The sequence below is a fragment of the Prochlorococcus sp. MIT2302 genome, from assembly GCF_059772385.1.
Window position 1 is genome coordinate 777,591 of record NZ_CM186285.1, and the last position, 19,603, is coordinate 797,193.

Consider the following 19,603-nt stretch of genomic DNA (forward strand, 5'->3'; position numbering starts at 1 on the left):
TAAGGTTTTATATTTCAATTTATATAGTAGAAATTGAGCTATAACAAGATTAACCCAAAATTAAATGAATACAATAAAAGCTAATCATTTTTATTTACCCAGCCTTTCTGCTCTATTTCTGAAATAAGTCCTTTAGCAGTGAGGACATTATCGGCAAGTTCTCTAACCGCTCCATATCCGCCTCGGTTTCTTAATAGAAGATGAGATTTCTTTCTAAAAGCCAAGGAACCATCACTAGTTGAGATTAAAAGACTAACGTAAGGTTTTAAAACTAAATCATTTAGATCATCTCCTAGAAATATTGTTTCTGAAGGTATTAAATTTAATGATTTTTGCAAATCAATTAAAACGTTGGCTTTATTTTTTACTTCCACATAACAATTGGTAATTCCTAAATCTTTGGCTCTTATTTCTATGGCTCCAGACTTTCCACCACTCAAAAATGCTACTTCAATGCCGTATTCTTTTAATAACATAATGCCTAAACCATCTCTAACATCAAATCTCTTAATTAATTCGCCGCTTGAAGAGAACCATAGACCTCCATCAGTTAATACTCCATCAACATCTAATACGATTAGACGTACCTTGGAAAGTTTTCTTACGTTCAAAAGCCAGGAAAGTTGATGAAACAAAGCAGTAGAATTAAACTTAATTAATTATTAATATAAACTAATATTTTAAATACATAGCGAAAATATAGAAATTTAGTTAAAAAAAGATAGGTCAAATGGGCATGAATGATCTTCAATAATATCCTTTATATATTTATTAGAGATTTGCTTATTAAGCAAATAAGGTATCTCTGAAGGAAGTGAAACATGAAATTCCTTTGGGATATTGTACCCCTCCAATGAATCTAAATTATCAGTATTTTCTAAGTGAATGGGGGTAAGGCCAAGTGCTAGACATTCGATTGCAGAGGTAGATGCAGCATATAGAAAATGAGAAGAAGTATTTATATCTTCTAGTAAAGTGCTTGAAGAAAAAATTATATTAGTTTTAAATTTCGAATTTCTGATTTTTGCCTTAATATATTTAGAGAGAGATTTATTATTTTGTAATGCTGGGTGAAGTCGAAGAATTAGACTAAATTTAGTATTAAGTGACTTTAAAGCAAAGTCAAAAAGTAATTTTACTTCCTTAATTGTGCCTTGGGGAACAATTAATAATCTTTTTTTATTGGAAGAATATCTTGATTGAATAAAAGAAGAATGTCCTAAATTATTTGCAATAAATTGTGATTTATGAGAACCAATTGAATATGATGATTTTTGATGAAAAGAAGAAAGCAGTGATCTTGAGACCTTGGTATGGGTTAAAAGATAATTAGGTTCATAGTCAAGACCTAACAATCTAAAAGCGGAGAATTGATCCCTAAACGGACCTGCATGGATATATCCATAACTTATAATATTATTTAACCTACAATAATTAGTTACTAACCTTTCCCATGGATAACCTTCCCAAGTAAAAACAATCTGTTTAAATTTAAATTCACAAAGGATATCTTTAACTTGTTGATAAATAATAAAGTTAGTTACGCTACTTAGTGATATGGAATCAATGCTTGCTGCTAGCATTAATCTATCAGAAGGATTACGAAGCCATTGGATAAAAAGGATACGGTGAGAATTATAGCAATGCTTGTAAGCGGATAAAGTTGAAAGTAATGAACTAGGAAGATTTAGCAGGAAAGAATTTGAAATTTGATAATTGGAGATTTTATTCAATAATTTTCTCCCAAAAATACCAGTCTTGTTTAAAATAAGAAAAGATGCATTTTTTAGATTTTTAGGGAACCCATAATATGAATCGACATTAAAGTTAATTTGCTCTAATTTATTACAATGAGTAATTAATAGAAGATTTCTATTGTTGCTGATAGAAATTGAATGGAAACCTTTATCATAATAATTAGAAATCAAATTATTATAGAAATAATTACTAAAATATAAAATAAAATCCAGGAAATGCTTAATTAACAATGAAATTTGAATGAGATAAAATCTAAGATAATTAGGACTTAGAATCCTATTTTTAATAATATTAAAGTGAAAATCCCTTCGAATAGGAGATAATATACTAACATGCATAAACAGTCTCTTATTTAAGGATGAACTAAGAAAATTTGTAGTTTGATCTACAAAATCCTTATAAGAATCAGAGTTTATTGTATCCTTAACCATATTTACCTAAGTGGTTAAATTGGTTAATTTATTTAAAAAATTTAAAAACATATCAAATATATAATCCAATTTACCAGCCTTCTTTGATTTTAAAACAATAGTTCCAAAAACAACTTTCTTTTGAATGCCTAATGTATTAATCATTCTATTGAATTCACTTCTATTTGTATAATTCAAATCGACTAAAATAAATAAATTTGATATATCTATTAATTCCTGAATATTATTTGATACTAATATATTTAGATCAGGTCTAATTTTATTAAAATTATCTAGTATTAATTGTATCTTATTATCATCTACATTGCTTAATGTAAGTATTCCAATAGTTCCTACTAGACTAGAAAAGGGGCCATTTAATAAAAGTAAGATTTCCTTTTGAAGGAACTCTTGTTTATCAATAGTAAGTTCTGAAATTAATGGAATATCAGATAATAAATTTAACTCATTTGATGAATAAATAATATCCTCTTTTTTTTCGTAAATTAAAGAAGATAGCAATCCGACAAAAAAGCCCGAGACTAAACCTATGACGGCAACTTTAGTTCTTGATGGTGCCACGGGGTATGGCAATAAAGTTGGATTTGTAATCAGTTGCCAAGGATCTTCTCTTCTCGCATTTTCTAAAGAAAGAGCATTGTACTGTTTTTCTAATTCATTAATATTTAAATTAGACTTATTTATGCTATTCAATAAATCTCTAAATTTTAAAAGTACTGGTTGGGGACGCTGTACTGATAACAATTCATTTCTTGCATACTCAATCTTAGCATTTAATGTACCTATCATCTGGACTTGTAAATCTAATAATAAAATCTTCTTTTTGCGGATTAATTCTTGAATAGAAATATCATTTTCTCTGAAAATATTTCTTTTTATATTTAAATCAAAATTTATAGCATTTAATTTTTCAGTTGTTGATAACTCTCTAAATTCAGAAATTGAATTAGCTATATTCAAAAGATCATCATTTTCTATGTTGGAATTGTTTATAGCAGATAGATAACTATTAGATGTTTTTATTAATTCTTTTGCATTTAGTTGAGCTTTATCATAATAAGATGGCTGCCAGAATGAACTTGTTGAGACCTCTGAATCGCTAAATAGAATCAAATCATGTTCATTGGCGTGATCCTTAGCATCTTTAATAATTTTTGTTCTTTCATTCTTCGCAATTTCTAGTTGACTAGTTATGTGATCTAGCCCTAATTCTAAACTTCTTCTTCTCTTCCTACCAGAAAAATCTTGATAAGTTTTAGAAACTCGATCCAAAACAGGTATTATCAAATCTTTATCAGTATCGTTATACTTAACATTAAGAATAGTGGTTTTGGGTTTACGATTAATAACTAAATTATTCTTTGTCCAATCTGTAAACCTTAACGATGATTCGTTTTTGCTAGAAGTGGACTTCAGTGAATTTACATATTCAAATGTTTCCATCAAAACTGATGGACTGGAAAGTATAGCAATTTCTGTATCAATTGAATTTGAAGAATTTCTTTGCCAAAATTTCTGAGCAACACTTCTCAAGTCGTTTGCGGCAGTGGACTTTTGCTCCAAAACTATTTGAAAACCTCCTTGCCAGACTCTTTTTTTAGGTAATACATAAGCTAATGAAACCAAAAAACCAATTGCAGTCATCACGGCAATTCGATCTTTATTTCTATTTATTGCCAAAATTATATTGTAAGCATCAATTTCTTCATCCATTTGCTTGGATTCAACTGAGAAACTCTTATTTTCCATGATTATGCATAAAGGTTTTCTATTATTGGTAGATTAACTTTAATTAATAATATATTTATATTATCCAATTATATAAGTAAATTGTCAATACTTTCGCTTACTAATGATAAGCAAAATTAAATTATTAGAAATTAATTAATTTTGATCTTTTAACTATTAAAATTGTATTCAAATGATTACTGTGAACCAGAATAATAACTAGCTATATTGGAGTTTAACTTTTGATGATATTTCAAGGATTTTACTCCCAAAAAATAAAAAGCTGAAGCAACATCAATATTTGACTTATGTGGAATTAGTTGATCTAAAGACTTTGCTATTCTAGTAAAAAGAATTCTAAATATAGATCCAATTAATCTACTTCTAAATAAAGCTGACAAAGTATAACTAAAGAGGAAAACAGTTGCAGAAAAACCTCCAAAAATCGAGCCGGAACTTAGCTCCCTAAAATCCTTAAAAAGCCATCTATGACCGGAATGTGTATATCTAGTAAAATCAAAGGGACCTTCATGCACAGATTGCATAAAAGGGGTTTCTGCATAAACTAAGCCTTTATCAACAAGAACTCTGTTAACTTCGGAAATTACACGATTAGGGTTGATAACATGTTCTAGTACTGCTTGAATTATCACCAAATCAAAAGAATTATTTTTGTAAGGAAGATAATGAGCATCTGCAATAACAGTTATATTGCTAGATGGATAAACATCAATGGATTCAACTAGGGAAGCTTCATTTATACATTTAAGATAAAAGTTATGCATGCCGTAGCCAATCTCAGCTCCACCAATAATTAAAATTCTTGAATTATTATTAATCTTACTAGATAGATACTTAAAGTTTTTTTTGGTAATTTTACTTTCTCCCATAAAAATCTTACTTACATAAGAAAGGAAAGATGATCTCCCTTCAAATTTCTTACTATGCTTATTTTTATTAGTAACACTTAGATTAAAATCAAGATTATCAAAAATACAATCGTCAAAACCAAAAGGAACTAATATAGGAATATTATCAATCCTTGTAAACTGCCTTTTATAAATTTGACACTTAACATTGCTGCATACAAGCAAATTACTTGTCGTAGAAGAATTATTTAATATTTCTTTACAAGAGGGGCAGCAAAACATATTTTATAACAATACTATTCTTATCCATTAAAGCAATTAAATTATTAGCAAGCAAATCTTTTATTGTTCTTATATATTATAAGTATTAATAGAAAGAAAAATTTAATTAATTAGAATCAAATCTGTTTGAATTTAAATAATCAATAAAGAATGGTCTTACAGAGGATATATATTTCATGTATCCATTAGAGAAATAGTTATCAGGTGAGGTTCTAAAAAAAAAGTTATCATCCAAAGATTTATTTATGCCAGGATTAGAATAGAATATTTTTTTGACACCACATCCGAGAACAATAGAGTTAGTAATGTTGTTATAACAACTAATCGGTTGACCAAAAGGATATGCAAAGAATTCTATGTTAGCTTTTAGTTGATTCAAAATTCTTTTATTCTTAATAATTTGTTCTTTTAATTCTATTTCATTCAAAGTAGTAGCATTGTAATGATTATACAAATGGTTAGAATAAATAAAGACATCTTTATTTTCTTTTAAAAGATTTAGATTGGAAAATTGACCATAGTATTGTCTAACATTATTTTCAAAATTTTTTATTTTTGCTGCATTAGCATATAATTCAATATCATCCTTGGTCACATAAAGGTAGTTTTTGACTCCCATATGATATTTATTCTCTATTTCAAGCTGAAAGAAATAATCATTATTGCATAAATAATGAACCAAACCAGCCCAAAACATTTCTCCTTGAATTGGTGCCATATTAATAAAAAGAATAGCTTTTAAAGACAATCTTCTTAAAATTGGAGCAGCGAATTTAAATACTGAAAGGTTACCATCGTCAAAAGTTAAAATAGCTGGCATTTTACCTATTCTCCCTTTAATTTGGGGATTATTTAATAAGTCAATTGGATCAACTATTGAGTACCTTTTTGAAATCCAATTTAGTTGTTTAATGAAGTTTTTAGTAGATATTGATAAAGAATAATCAATAGCAAATGAGGAAGGTTTATCTGTAACCTCGTGATATAAAAATACTTGAGGTGACTTGGGAATAAATGGAAATGATAACGAGCCTAATATAGACTTTATATGAGGTTTAATTTTCTTAGAAAATCTTAATCTTAATCCTAAACTGAATAAATTTAGTTTTGAAATAAATAAAATATAAAGGTAATAGAAATTATTAAGTTTATCAGAAGATTGTATATTGTTTTTGCTTGAAAAATTTTTCGGAATACTAAGTTTATCATCCACAATCAAGCCATTGGTTAAATAATCAATAGCCTTTCTAGTCATCTTTGAGCATATTGAATTAAAATCATCAGATTCATCAATAATTATTTGATCATTACAAAAATTAGAACCATATTCATTATCTATGTCGATTTTATGAATCGTAAATCCAACCTTTTCCCAATTCCTTTTATATATTGGTAATATAACACCATTTGACCTATAGAAAATTCTATTACCCCAATTTATATTTATCCATTCAGGCAAGTAATCTTTAAATATGTTTGAGCTAAGTTGATCAACTCCTAGAGAAATAACAAGTTTGGCTTTTAGGTAATTAATAAGTTCGATTGTCTCTGTTGATATAACGTTAGATACTTTATATAGGTTAATTTTATCATTAAATACATTTAAATAAGAGCCGAAAATTCGCCTATGCTGAGTTGAATTGAATCTTGAATTAGAAAAGTGTAATAATTTAAATATATTTTTTTTAAAATTAAAATTTCTAAATTCATTTTTAAATGATAATTTCTCTTCAATTATTGCAATAGAGATTACACCTTCATCAAACAATCGATTTGCTGCATATACACTGTCAGGATTATTCCTACCTACAAAAATGACTGGTTTATTCATTATTAATATATTTAAGCCTTTATAGTATATTATAACTGATATAATTAATAGTCAAGTAAAATCTCTATTTAAGGCTATTAAGACTGTTTCTTAGACACTTAATAAATAAAAGCTTATTGTTGTTTTTTTAAATTTAGAAAATATTAGATTCTTCATACAAGAGTTCAAGATAAGATCAAAGATTTACATATTACTTTATAGATTATGATTAAAAAAATAAATACAGATAAACAAAGATACATTTAGGATTATAACTACTAGGCTTTATAAAAAAAATATAGTATGATATCTTTTAATATGAAATTTATTTTGTAACGTCCAATGGACAAAATAGTTAAGTAAGCTTGTTAGTTAATTAGACCTCGACCTGAGCTTAATGTTAGAGTTCTAATAACTGCAAAGACTTAACTCCGATTTATTTTGATAATTCATGAATAATCCAGAGCTAATCTGCACTATTGGGCCCAGTTGCAATAACGAAAAAGCTCTACTTGAGCTTAAGCGAGCTGGAGTAGACATATTTAGAGTAAATATGTCTCATTCAACTCTTGATGAGCTTTATAAATACCAGGAGCTGGCAGAAAAACTAGAAATAACTATAGGCTTAGATACTGAAGGTGCACAGATTAGAACCAATATTTCTAATGATAAGTCAATTGGAATATCCTTAATGGAAGGTGAAACTTTCGAAATACCTAAACCAAAAAATATTTCTAAAGTAATTAATTCAATTAAACTATATCCAAATTCTATTTACGAAAAACTAGAGAAAGATATGTTAATTAGATTTGATTTTAATGGAGCAGTTGCAAGAATAATAAATAATTTTGAAGACAAGATAATATGCAAATGTATTAATAGTGGTACTGTAGGAAATAATAAAGGTGTTGACATTCTAAATCACCAAATTGAATTAGCAGATTTTACTGAAAAAGATATTGAAGCATTAAAGATTTCAAAATCTGTTGGAATAAATGAAATATTTATCTCATTCTGCAAATCAACAAAGTCAATAGAATTGGTAAAAGAATTTAACAAAAATGCAAGAGTAACAAGTAAAATTGAAAGTAAATTAAGTATTCATTATTTAGATGAGATATGTAATGCTTCAGATGCGATTTTAATTGATAGAGGAGACCTTACAAGAGAAATAAATATTATGGACATTCCATTTGCTCAAAGAGGAATTATTGAAGTCGCTATTTGCAATAAGACACCTTGTTATGTAGCTACTAACGTTTTAGAAAGCCTAATTAGTGGGAATATACCAACCAGAGCCGAATTAAACGACATTGTTGGAACTATGGAAATGGGTGCGACAGGTATTGTCTTGGCTGCAGAAACTGCGATTGGAAAGAAGCCAACATTATGTGCCGAAATAGTTCAGGAGTTAATACACAGGTATAAATTGAATAAGCGAGGTCTTCTGTTTGCAGATATAGACAGAAACGAGATTAGCGATATAGAAATGAAAGTTTGGCTCAATAGATAAAGTTTAATCAAACATTGATTATTTAAAAATAGTTTTTTAGTTGATAGACTGTTTATTATATTAATTTATTTATTATTGTTAATAATTCAGAATATTTATCTCGAATCTTTGTTGGCAACTGATCTAATTGTGATCCCTTAAATTTCTGTGAAGCACTTAAAATTGAATAGTCAACATCAAATGGATATAAATCCAGGAAATCAAATATTTTATTAACAGTTTTTTTTACTATATTTATATCGTTAGTATTTGTTATGTCCTTATAGTCAATCTCTATATATCGATTATTTGCATAATGCTTTAATTCTATTAATGCTGTAAGATTAGTAATTGTCCAATGTAAAACAATATCTTTAACCTGATCATCATTTACCTCTGAACCATACCATTTGTTTGTATTAGAGATCAAAAAATTCTCAAGATCTCTTTTTAGAAAAATAAATTTCGCCCTAGGGAATATATCTACTAATAAACTAATTCTTAAGGTATTTAATTGATCTTTGATAATAGCCCTCTTACCATGTGACTCAGCCTCTTTAACAATGGATATTAATTTTGAAATATCGATTTTATCTTTATAACCTTCTTGATAAAAGTAAGAAATATTCTTAGGGTGACCCCAAAAGAATTTATCTTTAATTTTTCTCAAAGAATTAAGATTTAGTCCTTCTAACAAATAATGAGCCTCGGAGAATCCTACAGAATGGCCACCTATCATTTTTTTTGTTGAATAATCCAGGTTCTCATTTCTATCTTTATGGGTTTTAAATAAAAGAGGATGGTCCTCAATCAGCTTGCAGCAAACACTAGTACCACTTCTATTGGCTCCAATAACAAAAATAGGTTCATATAAAAACTGATTTTTTTTGCGGATATATTTTTTTTGGAAATTTAAAAAAAAAGGCTTTCTTATTTTCGCTATAAGACAAATGAGTAATTCAGCAAAATACTTTTTCATGTTAGTATTATTCTTAAATATAATTATATCACAAGTAAAAAATTAGTTTCAGTAATGTATATAGCATTTAGATGCTAAGTGCAAGAAATGATAATATATTTTAGTAGGAAATTAAATAATTAATTTTTTTTAGCTAGAAAGTTATGACCATGATTTTTTAATTTAATCAAAACAATTTAATAATTAAAATCTGAGTAAAATATAATAGGAAAGAGCAAAAATGAATCAGTAGTAAAAGATAATAATCCCTTGCTTAAAAATCCATTTATTGTTTAAAATGCATGAAATTTAAATGTTTTACGATTCAATGATTCGCTCATTTTTTTATATTTGTAGAATGATAATATCACCAAGTTTTTGGAGTCCATTCCCATCAATTAATTTTAAAAGAAGTATTCATGGAATATCTAAAATATGGGCATTTAGAAATGCTATCGCCTTGCAAGCAAACTTAGGCGCAAAGACAATCAGGCCAAGGCAGCTTGGGCATTTCTACGAGTTTGGAACATATAAAGCAAACACATTAATTCTTATGGGGATCCTAAAGAGAGTTTACATGATTTTTTATCCCGAATTAATTAATATGCATTTATATTCCTTTGATTCTTTCGAGGGTTTGCCCGAATCAGATTTAGACCACAAACAACCTGTCTGGACGAAGGGGGCATTTTGCGGGACCTTGCAAGAGGTCAAAAAAAATATGGCCTCTTACTCATTAAAAGCAGACTTCATTAAAGGTTTTTACGAGGAAAGTCTAAATGAAAAACTTCGTTCTGAAATGGTTGTTCATCCACCATCAATAATACATATAGACGTGGATTTATACTCGAGTACTATTACAGTTCTAAAATGGCTAGATAATATATCACTACCTATGTCACTGTATATTTTTGATGATGTTTGGGCAATAGGAGGACATCCAAACCTTGGCGAACCAAAAGCAATAAATGAATATAATTCAAATGAAAATATGAGAGGGTTTTTGGTTGAACATCCAATATCATTGGGATCTAAGACAATATATAGCTTTGCCTTGAGAAATTTTTCAGAAGATCCTTTTTATACTAAATAAATGAAACTCAATGATACTTGGAATGAATATCCCTTTCCATATTTAATTATCGATAATTTCTTACCAGAAAATAAATTTATAGAATTACAAAGATCCTTAAATTCTTCAAAACTAGAGGTACTAACTGCGTTTGATACAAAAGTAGAAAAAAAGATCATTTATAAAGCAAATAATTTACCTATGAAAGTTAAAGAGATAGTAAATATATTCGCAGGTAAGAATATAAAAGATGCTATTTCAAAGAAGATCGGAGTGGAAAGACTTTTGAGTTTATCAGATACAAATAATTTCTCAGGGTATTCACCACTGCATTCAACTAGAAGCAATGGATGCTTAGGTGCACATGTAGATCATTCCTCAATAAATAATAATAAATATCGACATATTGCTAATACTATTTTTTATGCTAGTGATAGGTGGGAAAATGGATGGGGTGGAGAAACAGTTTTATTCTCAAGAAATGGTTTAAAAAAAATCATAAGCATAGATCCAAGGCCAAATAGATTAATTATCTTTATACATACTGCAAACTCTTTTCATGGAGTGACAAATTATAATCCCAAATTAGATCTTCCCAGATTAACTTTCTATAACGATTACTATGTAAAGGAAAGCGAATTAGATTTAGCATTAGGTTCGTTAAACAAAGAACGTAATATTCCACTTATTCACTCATATCATGCAACAACATTTATTCCATTATTTCCTAGTGGCTTCTCATCATTTAAATTCGATAATCTATTGAATTTAAGAAATCTAAAATATATATTGGTATATATTGTTTACTTAATAAATAGAACATTTGGCACAACCTTAACTTTGAAAAAGCTAACAATAAAAGAGATTTTTTCTATGTTCAAAAAATAATTTTAATGAAAAGATTAGCAATATTACCAGCCAGAGGGGGATCAAAAAGAATTCCAAATAAAAACATCAAGGATTTCTTTGGTAAGCCAATGATATCTCATATCTTATCAACTGCAGAATCAACTAATTTATTTGATAAAATTCATGTATCTACTGATAGTAAAATAATATATAATGTCGTCTCTGAATTAGGATTTACACCAGATTTTTTCCGTCCAAAAGCATTAGCTAGTGATACAACTCCTATAATGCCAGTATTAAAATTTGTACTCAAAGAATATAAAAAAATTGGTTACACATTTGATCAAGTTTGGTCTATTCTCCCATGTTCACCATTAATTAGCTCAAGTGATTTCTTGGATGCAGAGAAGCTTTATCTGAAATCAGGAAACAAACAACCTGTTATGACAGTTTCAGAATATCCCGTCCCTATTGAATGGGCTTTTGATTTGGACGAATCGTCCAATCTAAAACCTGTTCAGGCAGGTAAGTTTTCAATAAATTCACAAAACCTAAAGAAAAGATATTTTGACACAGGTAATTTCACTATATTTCCAGAAGATTTAATAGAAAATTCACCCCAATCAGGCTTCGACGATAGATATATTGGTTTTATTCTTCGAAAAGATAAAGCAATTGATATTGACACCGATGAAGATTGGAGCTTCGCTGAGTCTTTATTTTATCTCAGTCTAAACAAAAACAATGATATTTAAACTTGTTTAAATATCATAAACTATTGATAAAAAAATTTTAATATATTATCAATGCTTCAAAAAATAATATCGATATGTACTCACTAAAAAGACTTTATCTGGGTACAGCACAATTTGGCTTAGATTATGGAATAACAAATCAATCAGGAAAAATAACAACTAAAGAAATAGAAAAAATAATAGAGTTATCTATGAAATCAAAGATAGGTGGTTTTGATACAGCTCAAGCGTATGGAGATGCCGAAAAGAAACTTGGGAGAACATTAAAATCATTTCATGACTTTAAACTAATTAGCAAATTAAGTTCACAGTCAGGAATAAAATTTGGAACTGAAATGATTAACAAATGGGATAATAGTTTTAATATGAGTCTAAGAAATCTTAAAATTAAAAAAATAGATACTTTTCTGATTCATAGTAGCAGTGACTTACTTCGCTCTGATAGTAAATATCTTTTAGAATGGTTAGAAAGCCTAAGAGATAGAAACTTAGTAAATAAAATTGGAGTATCCATTTACGATATTAATGAATTATATAAATTACCACTAGAAAAACTTCAAATTATTCAACTTCCACTATCGCTATATGATCAGAAATTTATAAGAAATGGTCACATTAAATACATAAAGAATTACAATATAGAAATCATTGCAAGAAGTATATTTCTTCAGGGCTTGATATTAGAGAAATCAAATAATCTTCCTAAATGGCTTCCGAAAGAATTTGTTAATCAACATGAATCACTTATAGAATATGCGAAAAGTTTAAATTCTACAATATTGCAGATGGCAATTCATTTTGCACTCGAAATCAAAGAAATAGATTATATTTTAATTGGTGTTACGAATAGCAAGCAATTTAAAGATGTAGTAAGTGCCTTTCATACAAAAAATAGAAAAGATATAGATTACGATCAATTCTACATATCAGATACCAACATAATAGATCCAAGAAGATGGGAAATAAATCAATTTAAGTAGCAAAATAGCTTATTATAAAGATAATAAAAAGCATAAATAAGCTAAAATATAAAACATGAATAAAAAGATATATTTTTAAATTCCCAAGAAGATTGTAAGATACTACATATATCTCCGGATTAATAAGAAAGTTCTAGATGAAATGCTTAATAGTAGGAAGCTCACCAGTAATGCTCACTCTTGCAAAGCTACTAAGTAATTCATCAAATAAAGTAACTATTGTTGAGAGTAGAAGAAATATAGGTGGGGCATGGCGAATAGGTAAACCATTTAAAGAAATAAATCAATCTACTTCTATTTACAACAATATTATGATTGCTTGCTCTGATTACGAGGCGAATAATTTTTTTAGTGCTTTAAAATTAATAGAAGCCATGGGAGTTACACATGAGATAGGTACAATACCGGTCAAAATTGACGGGAAAAACACAAATTACCCATATAGAAAAATCAACATAGAGCCACTTATAAATAAAATTGTTAACACTAAAGAAATAATATTTAAAAGGGAAACAATAAAGAAATTAAAAATAAATGATAGATCAGTCTTAGTAGAGGGATTGGGTTCATTTGATAAAGTCTATATTCCTGAATCAATTCCAATTCATGAAATATATCTTCCAGATAAAGTAATTATCAAGCACAAATATATTCAAAGCCAACATCTGCATATACTTTTGGAAAAAAATCCACGTAATTATCAAGGGAAAATAATGTTCAAAGAACCATTTTCAAATATTTTCGATAGAGGGACTTTATTGCCTCGAGATACAAATAATAAAAACTATATACATTTTATAGGTAGAATCGCAAGAGAGTATAAAAAATATAGGACATCATATCTAATTAGTAAATGTGATTTCTTTGCAAAAGAAAAAATATCAAATTTTAAAAGATATGTATATATAAGTTCTTATTTAAATGATAAGAACAAAAGTGATTTTATAAAAAAAATCAACAACTCAAATAGAGTAGAAATAGTTAAAACTGGTCAATTAGTTGATTCTTTACTCTCTCTCAATAAATATTTAAATAATAAAATAATTTTTTAAATTTAACATGTTTTCAAATAAAATAAAACAATCAGATCATCTAATTAAAGAAGTATAAATATTTAAATGCTTACTAATAACTGAATTTATATCATATTTTGTCTCTGCTAATTTTCTTCCTCCTCTACCCATAAAGTTGCATAAATAATCTGATGAAATCAATTTATTAATAGCAACAATTAGTGAATCAGAATCTTTCTTGGGAATAATAATTCCAGTTTTTCCTGGAATTACAGCATCACGACATCCAGGATGATCTGTTGTAATTACAGGTTTTCCACATGCTGCAGCTTCTATTAAAATCTTAGGAAGGCCTTCACCATAATATGAGGGTAGTATGACCATTGTAGATTTATTTATAATCTCATTCATATTCGTCCTCAAGCCTAAATACTCAATCAAGCCGGAATCTATCCAAGATTGAAATATCGCTTTGTCAACGCAATCAGGGTTTTCATTGTCAAACATACCAGCGACAACAAATTTAGCAGCCTTTATTTTCTTTGCTGCCTCAACAAACTCTAAAATACCTTTCGAAATCAACAATCTTGATGCAAACAAGATCAAAGGAGGTTTAATTATATTATATTGAGGAATATAGGATTTCAAGTCAACACCCGAGCCTTTAATAATCGTTTTTGATGAGAGATTTAATTTACAAATAGCATCTATTTTTGACATATCATCATTATTCTGAAAAATAACGAATACATTTTGCCCACTCAAAGCTATTCTATAAATAGACTTAATAATAGAAAGTCTTATATTTGAAAAGAATCCACTAGACGAAAATGAGAGACCTAAACCTGAAATAGAAAACACAAATGATATATCCTTAAAAATACTTTTAATTATTCCACTAATTAAAATCGGTTTAATTGTAATTGCATGAACCAGGTCTGGTTTTACTTTATTAATAATAAAAATTAATTTTACTAGGTTGATGAAAAAGTTTTTAATATTTGCTCGCGACCTATGCATTATAATTGGATGAACATTTAAGGAATTACTCTTAAAACAAGTTAAATTCGATTGGCTAGTTATTGTTGTAACAATATGTACTTCATAACCAGTCTTCACTGCTTGTAGAGCGATAGGTAGCCTATGTGAGATAAAAAACCAGTCTACATTGATAAAAAACAATATTTTCTTACGTTTCTCAGAGTGAATTAAGATTCTATTATTCATTTAGACAAAACACATATAAATAGTTTTTATAAATCTATTATAAATATTATAATTAAATGAATGATAAAACAATACTAAAAGAAATATTATTGAACTGATGACCATTTATATAATATAAGAACCTTCCATAAGAGAATAGCTTCCCTCGCACTTAATGAAGTATATTCAGATTTTTTGATTAGGCCTCTAATATTTTGTTTTTTTAAATAAGGAAAGACTTCTTGATCTTTCATTAATAAATTGTCTAACACTGATAAAATATTTTTATTAATTAGTTGATGAAGAGGAATGCCAAAACTCTTTTTCGGCTTATAAATTAATTCCCTACTAATATAATTCGAAAGAATACTTTTAAGATGAACCTTTCCCATTAACATTTCAACTGGAAAGGAAAGAGCATAATTAGCTAAATTCTTATCTAAAAAGGGGCTTCTTGATTCAACACCATTAAACATACATGAACGGTCAAGTTTAACAAGAATATCCCAGGGTAGATAGCGGCACAAATCCATGGCATCAACGTAATTTATCAAATTCTTATCTTGAAACATGATATGATCGTTTTTTATGTCTATGGAAAATTTAGTATATTTACAAATATCAGGATCAGATGCGGAAAGCTTTGTATAGCTATCTTGAGAGTCAACATTCAATATATTGTTCAACTTTTCAATTCTATATAAAAATTGATTATCCATTCTAAAGATATTTGTTAATGTGTTATGTATAAATTCTGATATTTTTCTCAAGGGCATTCTTAGACTTAAATTCTCAACTAAAGATAAATAATTAGCATATTTTAATCTGAGGTATCCACAAAACAACTCATCTGCTCCATCACCTCCAACCAGAACGCTTATATTATTCTTCTTTGCAAATTTAGAAATCTCAAAACTTGCAATTTGGGCTGGATCAGCAAATGGTTCATGAAAAATAAAAGGTTGCTTGTCTATATATTTCTCTACTACAGAAGAATCAATATTTACCTTATTCAATTCAAGACCAAGCTGATCAGCTACGAGCTGAGCTCCCTGACTTTCATCCCAACCTAAACCCTTAAAAGATGCATTAAACGTGGGTAGTTTAACTCCTAATTCTTTTACGGCTAACGAAGCGATAAGAGATGAATCAGTGCCTGAAGAGAGGAAAAGTCCTTTAGTGGCGTCACAGGATAGTTGTCCCTCAAGTGATTTAATTAGATTATCTCTAACGTCATTAATTCTAATTTTATTAGAATTATCCAAAGTGTGGTAAAGGTGCAGATTAGTATTATTTATTTTTTTTATTTTTAAATCGTCTATATCAAGTTCTAATAATGTAGAGGGTGGCAATCTTTTAATTCCTTCATAAATTGAATCTTCATTGCTGACATAACCAAATTGTAAGTATTCAAATACCTTTTTATGGTTAATAATTTTATTGTATTTACGAAAAGAAGCTATAACATCTAATTGTGATGAAGCAATAAAATCATCACCTGAATTAAAGTAGTAAATGGGTTTTTCACCAAAAAGATCTGTAACTATAGAAATCTTCCTTCTTGTGATATCAAGAAAGGCAAATGCATACATACCGTGAATAATTGATAAAGTTTTTTGTACACCAAATTTATTCAACAAGGTTATCAGTACCTCTGTATCACTTTTACTAATCAATTGATTGGAGAGGTCATATTCAAAGATCAAATTCTTGAAATTATAAATTTCACCATTAAAAATCAGTGAATTACCATTGTCGGAATTCATCGGCTGTAAACCAGCACTAGAAAAATCATTAATAGAAAGTCGAGTATGACCGAGCCATAAACGATTATTGAGATATGATTGATATTTATACTGATCTGGTCCCCGATTTTTAAGTGTATTAAGGGCTTTTTTGACAAAATCAGTATGGTCAAATGCTTTTTTTGATATGACCAGAACAAAGCCACACATAAAAATAATTAAATCTAATTTTTCAATACATTAAACATAATACAAATATTTATCACAAATTTAAACATATAGATCATTATATAAATAAATAACGAATTTGATAGTAAAATTATATTGAAAAGATATGAACAAAGGCATTGATATAAAAAGATCTACGAAACAATATTGTAATTATTAGAATCTATTAATTATGGTATATTAGAATAAATACCTAAGAGGTATTAATTATGAAAAAAATAATTTACCATATAATACCAACCCAAAGTACTGGAGGAGTAGAAATTGCTGCAAAAACTACAATTAATCTAAAACACAAAAAATTTGATTTTAATGTGTACCCTTTAAGCAAGCCTAAATCTAACAAGAAAGTCAAGAATGATTATAAATTAATAATATCATATATTAAATCATTTTTTCATTTATGGGATAAAGAGCCATCGATAATTATAGCTTCATTATGGAAAAGTAATCTAATAGCTCTTTTCCTTATTTTATTTAAGAGAAAAATAAAACTTATTTTATTTTTGCACTCAACTAATAATGTTCATATATTGGATTCAATTATCACAAATATCGCTGCCTTAATTTCAGATGAAATATGGGGAGACTCTAAAGAAACATTAAAAAAAAGATTGAGCAAATTAATATTTACTAAAAAAAAATATAAAACAAGAGTAATAAGTTTTAGAACATCAAGATATCAGCCCATAGCTATTTCATACTGTTCACCAACTTTTATATATTGGGGAAGATTAAGTTCAGAAAAGAGAATAGATAAGTCAATAAATTTTTTTAAAGAAATCTACAAAAAATATGCAACGGCAACGTTCACAATAATAGGAGAAGATTTTGGAGAAAAAAGAAAACTTCTTAAGTTAATAAATAATTTAAATCTAGAAGATAATATAAAAATTTATGAGGCAATGGAAATCGAATATATAATAAAATATGTAGAAAATTGTTCGTTCTTTCTTCAGCTTAGTGACTTTGAGGGCATGGGGATGTCAATAGTTGAATCAATGCAACTTGGACTGATACCAATAACTACAAATGTAGGAGAGGTAAAGTCTTATTGCTCAGACTTAGTTAATAGTATTATTTATGATAACAATGAAAATGTAAAATCTAAAGTTTTAGATTTAATAACAAATATTGAGAAATATAATAAGATTAAAGAGAATTCAATTAGAACATGGTCTTCACAATCTATATATAAAGAAGACATAATTAACGCCTGCCTAAATTTACTATAAAAACGAATTAAGAAGAGAAAACTATTTTATCTATACTAATTATTTTAAATAAATCCAGCTCTAATAATAACAAATAAATCTTTGAATTTCTTAAATTTAGATCTTGATGAGAAAATAAATACTAAACGTTTTAAAAATGATTTTATCATTATTATTTTGATTTTTGTCTTTTTTCTTATATTATCGTCATAGCATATACCATATGGATTACTTGCGATTATATGATTAGCCAAATAAGAATACTTGTTAAAAGTATTAATCTCCTCACTTCTCATAGCGGATAGTTTTTTGTAATGTTCATAATTAGTTGTCGATGTTATAGCCCTAAAGAAATTACTGTACCTGGATTCTAATGAAACTTTATTTAATGCCAAATCTATTGAATTTCTATTATTAGATCCTCTAAATATTCTCATAGGCATATAATATAACTTATGCAAATTAACAAATTCAATCATCTTTTCTGAGAAACCTTTACAAGAAGGACTTTCATAGCTAGTAACCCCAAAATATATATCTTTTTCCAGTCCTAAGGCATCTCTTGCCTTCATAAGTTTAATTAGCAGTCTTTTAACATATCTTTCACTTTCAACAAATGATTCGACAAAGAAATAAGTAACTTTATATTTATTAAAAGAAATATTTAAGAAATTCGAAATATCCTTGCTAGAGAAATTTTTATTAGCTGGTACAGAGGAAATTTGTAAGATTAATTTATCTAGATAAGGTTCTAACTTTTCATATACTCTCTCTACTTGGAGTAAAAGAGGAAGTCTAATATCAGAAGATATATCATAAAAATTCAAATATACTTTATAAATTAAATTTAATTTTATATTGATTTTATTTGAAGTATCCTTCAAATAATCTAACTGAGAACCATAATCGTAAGAGGTATGTATAAATTGCTTATCTAATATAAAACGACTTAATAAATCATTAGAAATTTCAGACTTTAGTCCAAAAGCAAAAAGTTGCTCTTTCATTTTGATATAAATTATTATTTGCAATATAACAGTAATAAGATTAATGGGAAATTATTCTCCATAAAAATAATTGACTTGAATTATTTTTTAATTTAATGTAGTCTCAACATAGGAAAAGTTTTAGATGAAAGTCTCCTCAGCTGATATTTACAAATTAAAGACACGAGGTTGGACTTTAATTAGTATGGGCTTTAAGGAAGAGGCAG

The 19,603-nt window shown here is 27.7% G+C and carries 16 protein-coding genes; 7 read left to right on the top strand and 9 right to left on the bottom strand.

From position 1 onward, the window contains the following. Positions 1-80: 80 nt before the first annotated feature. The 5 genes from AC6EI2_RS04695 to AC6EI2_RS04715 form a co-directional block, all read right to left on the bottom strand. On the bottom strand, positions 81-611 hold the full coding sequence (locus AC6EI2_RS04695) for a KdsC family phosphatase (RefSeq protein ID WP_498463235.1): 531 nt from the start codon (positions 609-611) through the stop codon (positions 81-83). A gap of 96 nt (positions 612-707) precedes the next feature. Continuing rightward, complete coding sequence (locus AC6EI2_RS04700) at positions 708-1,928, bottom strand: hypothetical protein (RefSeq protein ID WP_498463236.1); 1,221 nt, start codon at positions 1,926-1,928, stop codon at positions 708-710. Between the two features lie 267 nt (positions 1,929-2,195). After that, positions 2,196-3,938, bottom strand: a complete 1,743-nt coding sequence (locus tag AC6EI2_RS04705) for a GumC family protein (protein WP_498463237.1) — start codon at positions 3,936-3,938, stop codon at positions 2,196-2,198. Between the two features lie 176 nt (positions 3,939-4,114). Next, on the bottom strand, positions 4,115-5,068 hold the full coding sequence (locus AC6EI2_RS04710; protein WP_498463238.1) for a class I SAM-dependent methyltransferase: 954 nt from the start codon (positions 5,066-5,068) through the stop codon (positions 4,115-4,117). 106 nt (positions 5,069-5,174) lie between these two features. Further along, positions 5,175-6,899, bottom strand: a complete 1,725-nt coding sequence (locus tag AC6EI2_RS04715; protein WP_498463239.1) for a polysaccharide deacetylase family protein — start codon at positions 6,897-6,899, stop codon at positions 5,175-5,177. 430 nt (positions 6,900-7,329) lie between these two features. Here AC6EI2_RS04715 and AC6EI2_RS04720 point away from each other — a divergent pair, with 430 nt between their 5' ends. Continuing rightward, positions 7,330-8,391 (top strand): pyruvate kinase, encoded by a 1,062-nt coding sequence (locus AC6EI2_RS04720; protein WP_498463240.1) that lies wholly within the window; start codon positions 7,330-7,332, stop codon positions 8,389-8,391. A 55-nt stretch (positions 8,392-8,446) separates the two neighbouring features. On the opposite strand, the gene AC6EI2_RS04725 is transcribed toward AC6EI2_RS04720, so the two are convergent. After that, positions 8,447-9,349 carry a sulfotransferase gene (locus AC6EI2_RS04725; protein WP_498463241.1) on the bottom strand — a complete coding sequence of 301 codons (903 nt, stop codon included), beginning with the start codon at positions 9,347-9,349 and terminating at the stop codon, positions 8,447-8,449. Between the two features lie 337 nt (positions 9,350-9,686). On the opposite strand from AC6EI2_RS04725, the gene AC6EI2_RS04730 reads away from it, so the two are divergent. The 5 genes from AC6EI2_RS04730 to AC6EI2_RS04750 all read left to right on the top strand — a co-directional run bounded on the left by AC6EI2_RS04730 (position 9,687) and on the right by AC6EI2_RS04750 (position 14,036). Next, a complete protein-coding gene (locus AC6EI2_RS04730; RefSeq protein WP_498463242.1) occupies positions 9,687-10,421 on the top strand; it encodes a TylF/MycF/NovP-related O-methyltransferase in 735 nt (244 codons plus the stop codon). Continuing rightward, positions 10,422-11,288 (top strand): 2OG-Fe(II) oxygenase, encoded by an 867-nt coding sequence (locus AC6EI2_RS04735; protein ID WP_498463243.1) that lies wholly within the window; start codon positions 10,422-10,424, stop codon positions 11,286-11,288. Positions 11,289-11,293: 5 nt separating this feature from the next. Beyond that, positions 11,294-12,004 (top strand): acylneuraminate cytidylyltransferase family protein, encoded by a 711-nt coding sequence (locus AC6EI2_RS04740; RefSeq protein WP_498463244.1) that lies wholly within the window; start codon positions 11,294-11,296, stop codon positions 12,002-12,004. A 74-nt stretch (positions 12,005-12,078) separates the two neighbouring features. Then, positions 12,079-12,984, top strand: coding sequence for an aldo/keto reductase (locus tag AC6EI2_RS04745; protein ID WP_498463245.1), 906 nt, complete (start codon positions 12,079-12,081; stop codon positions 12,982-12,984). Positions 12,985-13,121: 137 nt separating this feature from the next. Then, the gene (locus tag AC6EI2_RS04750) at positions 13,122-14,036 is read left to right on the top strand and encodes an NAD(P)-binding protein (protein WP_498463246.1); all 915 of its coding nucleotides are present in this window, start codon (positions 13,122-13,124) and stop codon (positions 14,034-14,036) included. A 36-nt stretch (positions 14,037-14,072) separates the two neighbouring features. Here AC6EI2_RS04750 and AC6EI2_RS04755 read toward each other — a convergent pair whose 3' ends face one another. Together AC6EI2_RS04755 and asnB are read right to left on the bottom strand one after the other, a co-directional pair. After that, entirely contained in the window at positions 14,073-15,224 is a 1,152-nt protein-coding gene (locus AC6EI2_RS04755; protein WP_498463247.1) for a glycosyltransferase family 4 protein, read from the bottom strand. Positions 15,225-15,310: 86 nt separating this feature from the next. Further along, complete coding sequence (gene asnB / locus AC6EI2_RS04760) at positions 15,311-17,158, bottom strand: asparagine synthase (glutamine-hydrolyzing) (RefSeq protein WP_498463248.1); 1,848 nt, start codon at positions 17,156-17,158, stop codon at positions 15,311-15,313. A gap of 227 nt (positions 17,159-17,385) precedes the next feature. Here asnB and AC6EI2_RS04765 point away from each other — a divergent pair, with 227 nt between their 5' ends. Then, positions 17,386-18,411, top strand: a complete 1,026-nt coding sequence (locus tag AC6EI2_RS04765) for a glycosyltransferase (protein WP_498463249.1) — start codon at positions 17,386-17,388, stop codon at positions 18,409-18,411. A 44-nt stretch (positions 18,412-18,455) separates the two neighbouring features. Here the strand turns inward: AC6EI2_RS04765 and AC6EI2_RS04770 are convergent, their stop codons facing one another. After that, a complete protein-coding gene (locus AC6EI2_RS04770) occupies positions 18,456-19,397 on the bottom strand; it encodes a hypothetical protein (RefSeq protein ID WP_498463250.1) in 942 nt (313 codons plus the stop codon). Between the last annotated feature and the right edge of the window lie 206 nt (positions 19,398-19,603).

Coding starts and splice junctions, on each gene's coding strand:
- AC6EI2_RS04705 (WP_498463237.1), bottom strand. CDS start 3,938: ATGGAAAATAAGAGTTTCTCAGTTGAATCCAAGCAAATGGATGAAGAA.
- AC6EI2_RS04710 (WP_498463238.1), bottom strand. CDS start 5,068: ATGTTTTGCTGCCCCTCTTGTAAAGAAATATTAAATAATTCTTCTACG.
- AC6EI2_RS04715 (WP_498463239.1), bottom strand. CDS start 6,899: ATGAATAAACCAGTCATTTTTGTAGGTAGGAATAATCCTGACAGTGTA.
- AC6EI2_RS04720 (WP_498463240.1), top strand. CDS start 7,330: ATGAATAATCCAGAGCTAATCTGCACTATTGGGCCCAGTTGCAATAAC.
- AC6EI2_RS04725 (WP_498463241.1), bottom strand. CDS start 9,349: ATGAAAAAGTATTTTGCTGAATTACTCATTTGTCTTATAGCGAAAATA.
- AC6EI2_RS04730 (WP_498463242.1), top strand. CDS start 9,687: ATGATAATATCACCAAGTTTTTGGAGTCCATTCCCATCAATTAATTTT.
- AC6EI2_RS04735 (WP_498463243.1), top strand. CDS start 10,422: ATGAAACTCAATGATACTTGGAATGAATATCCCTTTCCATATTTAATT.
- AC6EI2_RS04740 (WP_498463244.1), top strand. CDS start 11,294: ATGAAAAGATTAGCAATATTACCAGCCAGAGGGGGATCAAAAAGAATT.
- AC6EI2_RS04745 (WP_498463245.1), top strand. CDS start 12,079: ATGTACTCACTAAAAAGACTTTATCTGGGTACAGCACAATTTGGCTTA.
- AC6EI2_RS04750 (WP_498463246.1), top strand. CDS start 13,122: ATGAAATGCTTAATAGTAGGAAGCTCACCAGTAATGCTCACTCTTGCA.
- AC6EI2_RS04755 (WP_498463247.1), bottom strand. CDS start 15,224: ATGAATAATAGAATCTTAATTCACTCTGAGAAACGTAAGAAAATATTG.
- asnB (WP_498463248.1), bottom strand. CDS start 17,158: ATGTGTGGCTTTGTTCTGGTCATATCAAAAAAAGCATTTGACCATACT.
- AC6EI2_RS04765 (WP_498463249.1), top strand. CDS start 17,386: ATGAAAAAAATAATTTACCATATAATACCAACCCAAAGTACTGGAGGA.
- AC6EI2_RS04770 (WP_498463250.1), bottom strand. CDS start 19,397: ATGAAAGAGCAACTTTTTGCTTTTGGACTAAAGTCTGAAATTTCTAAT.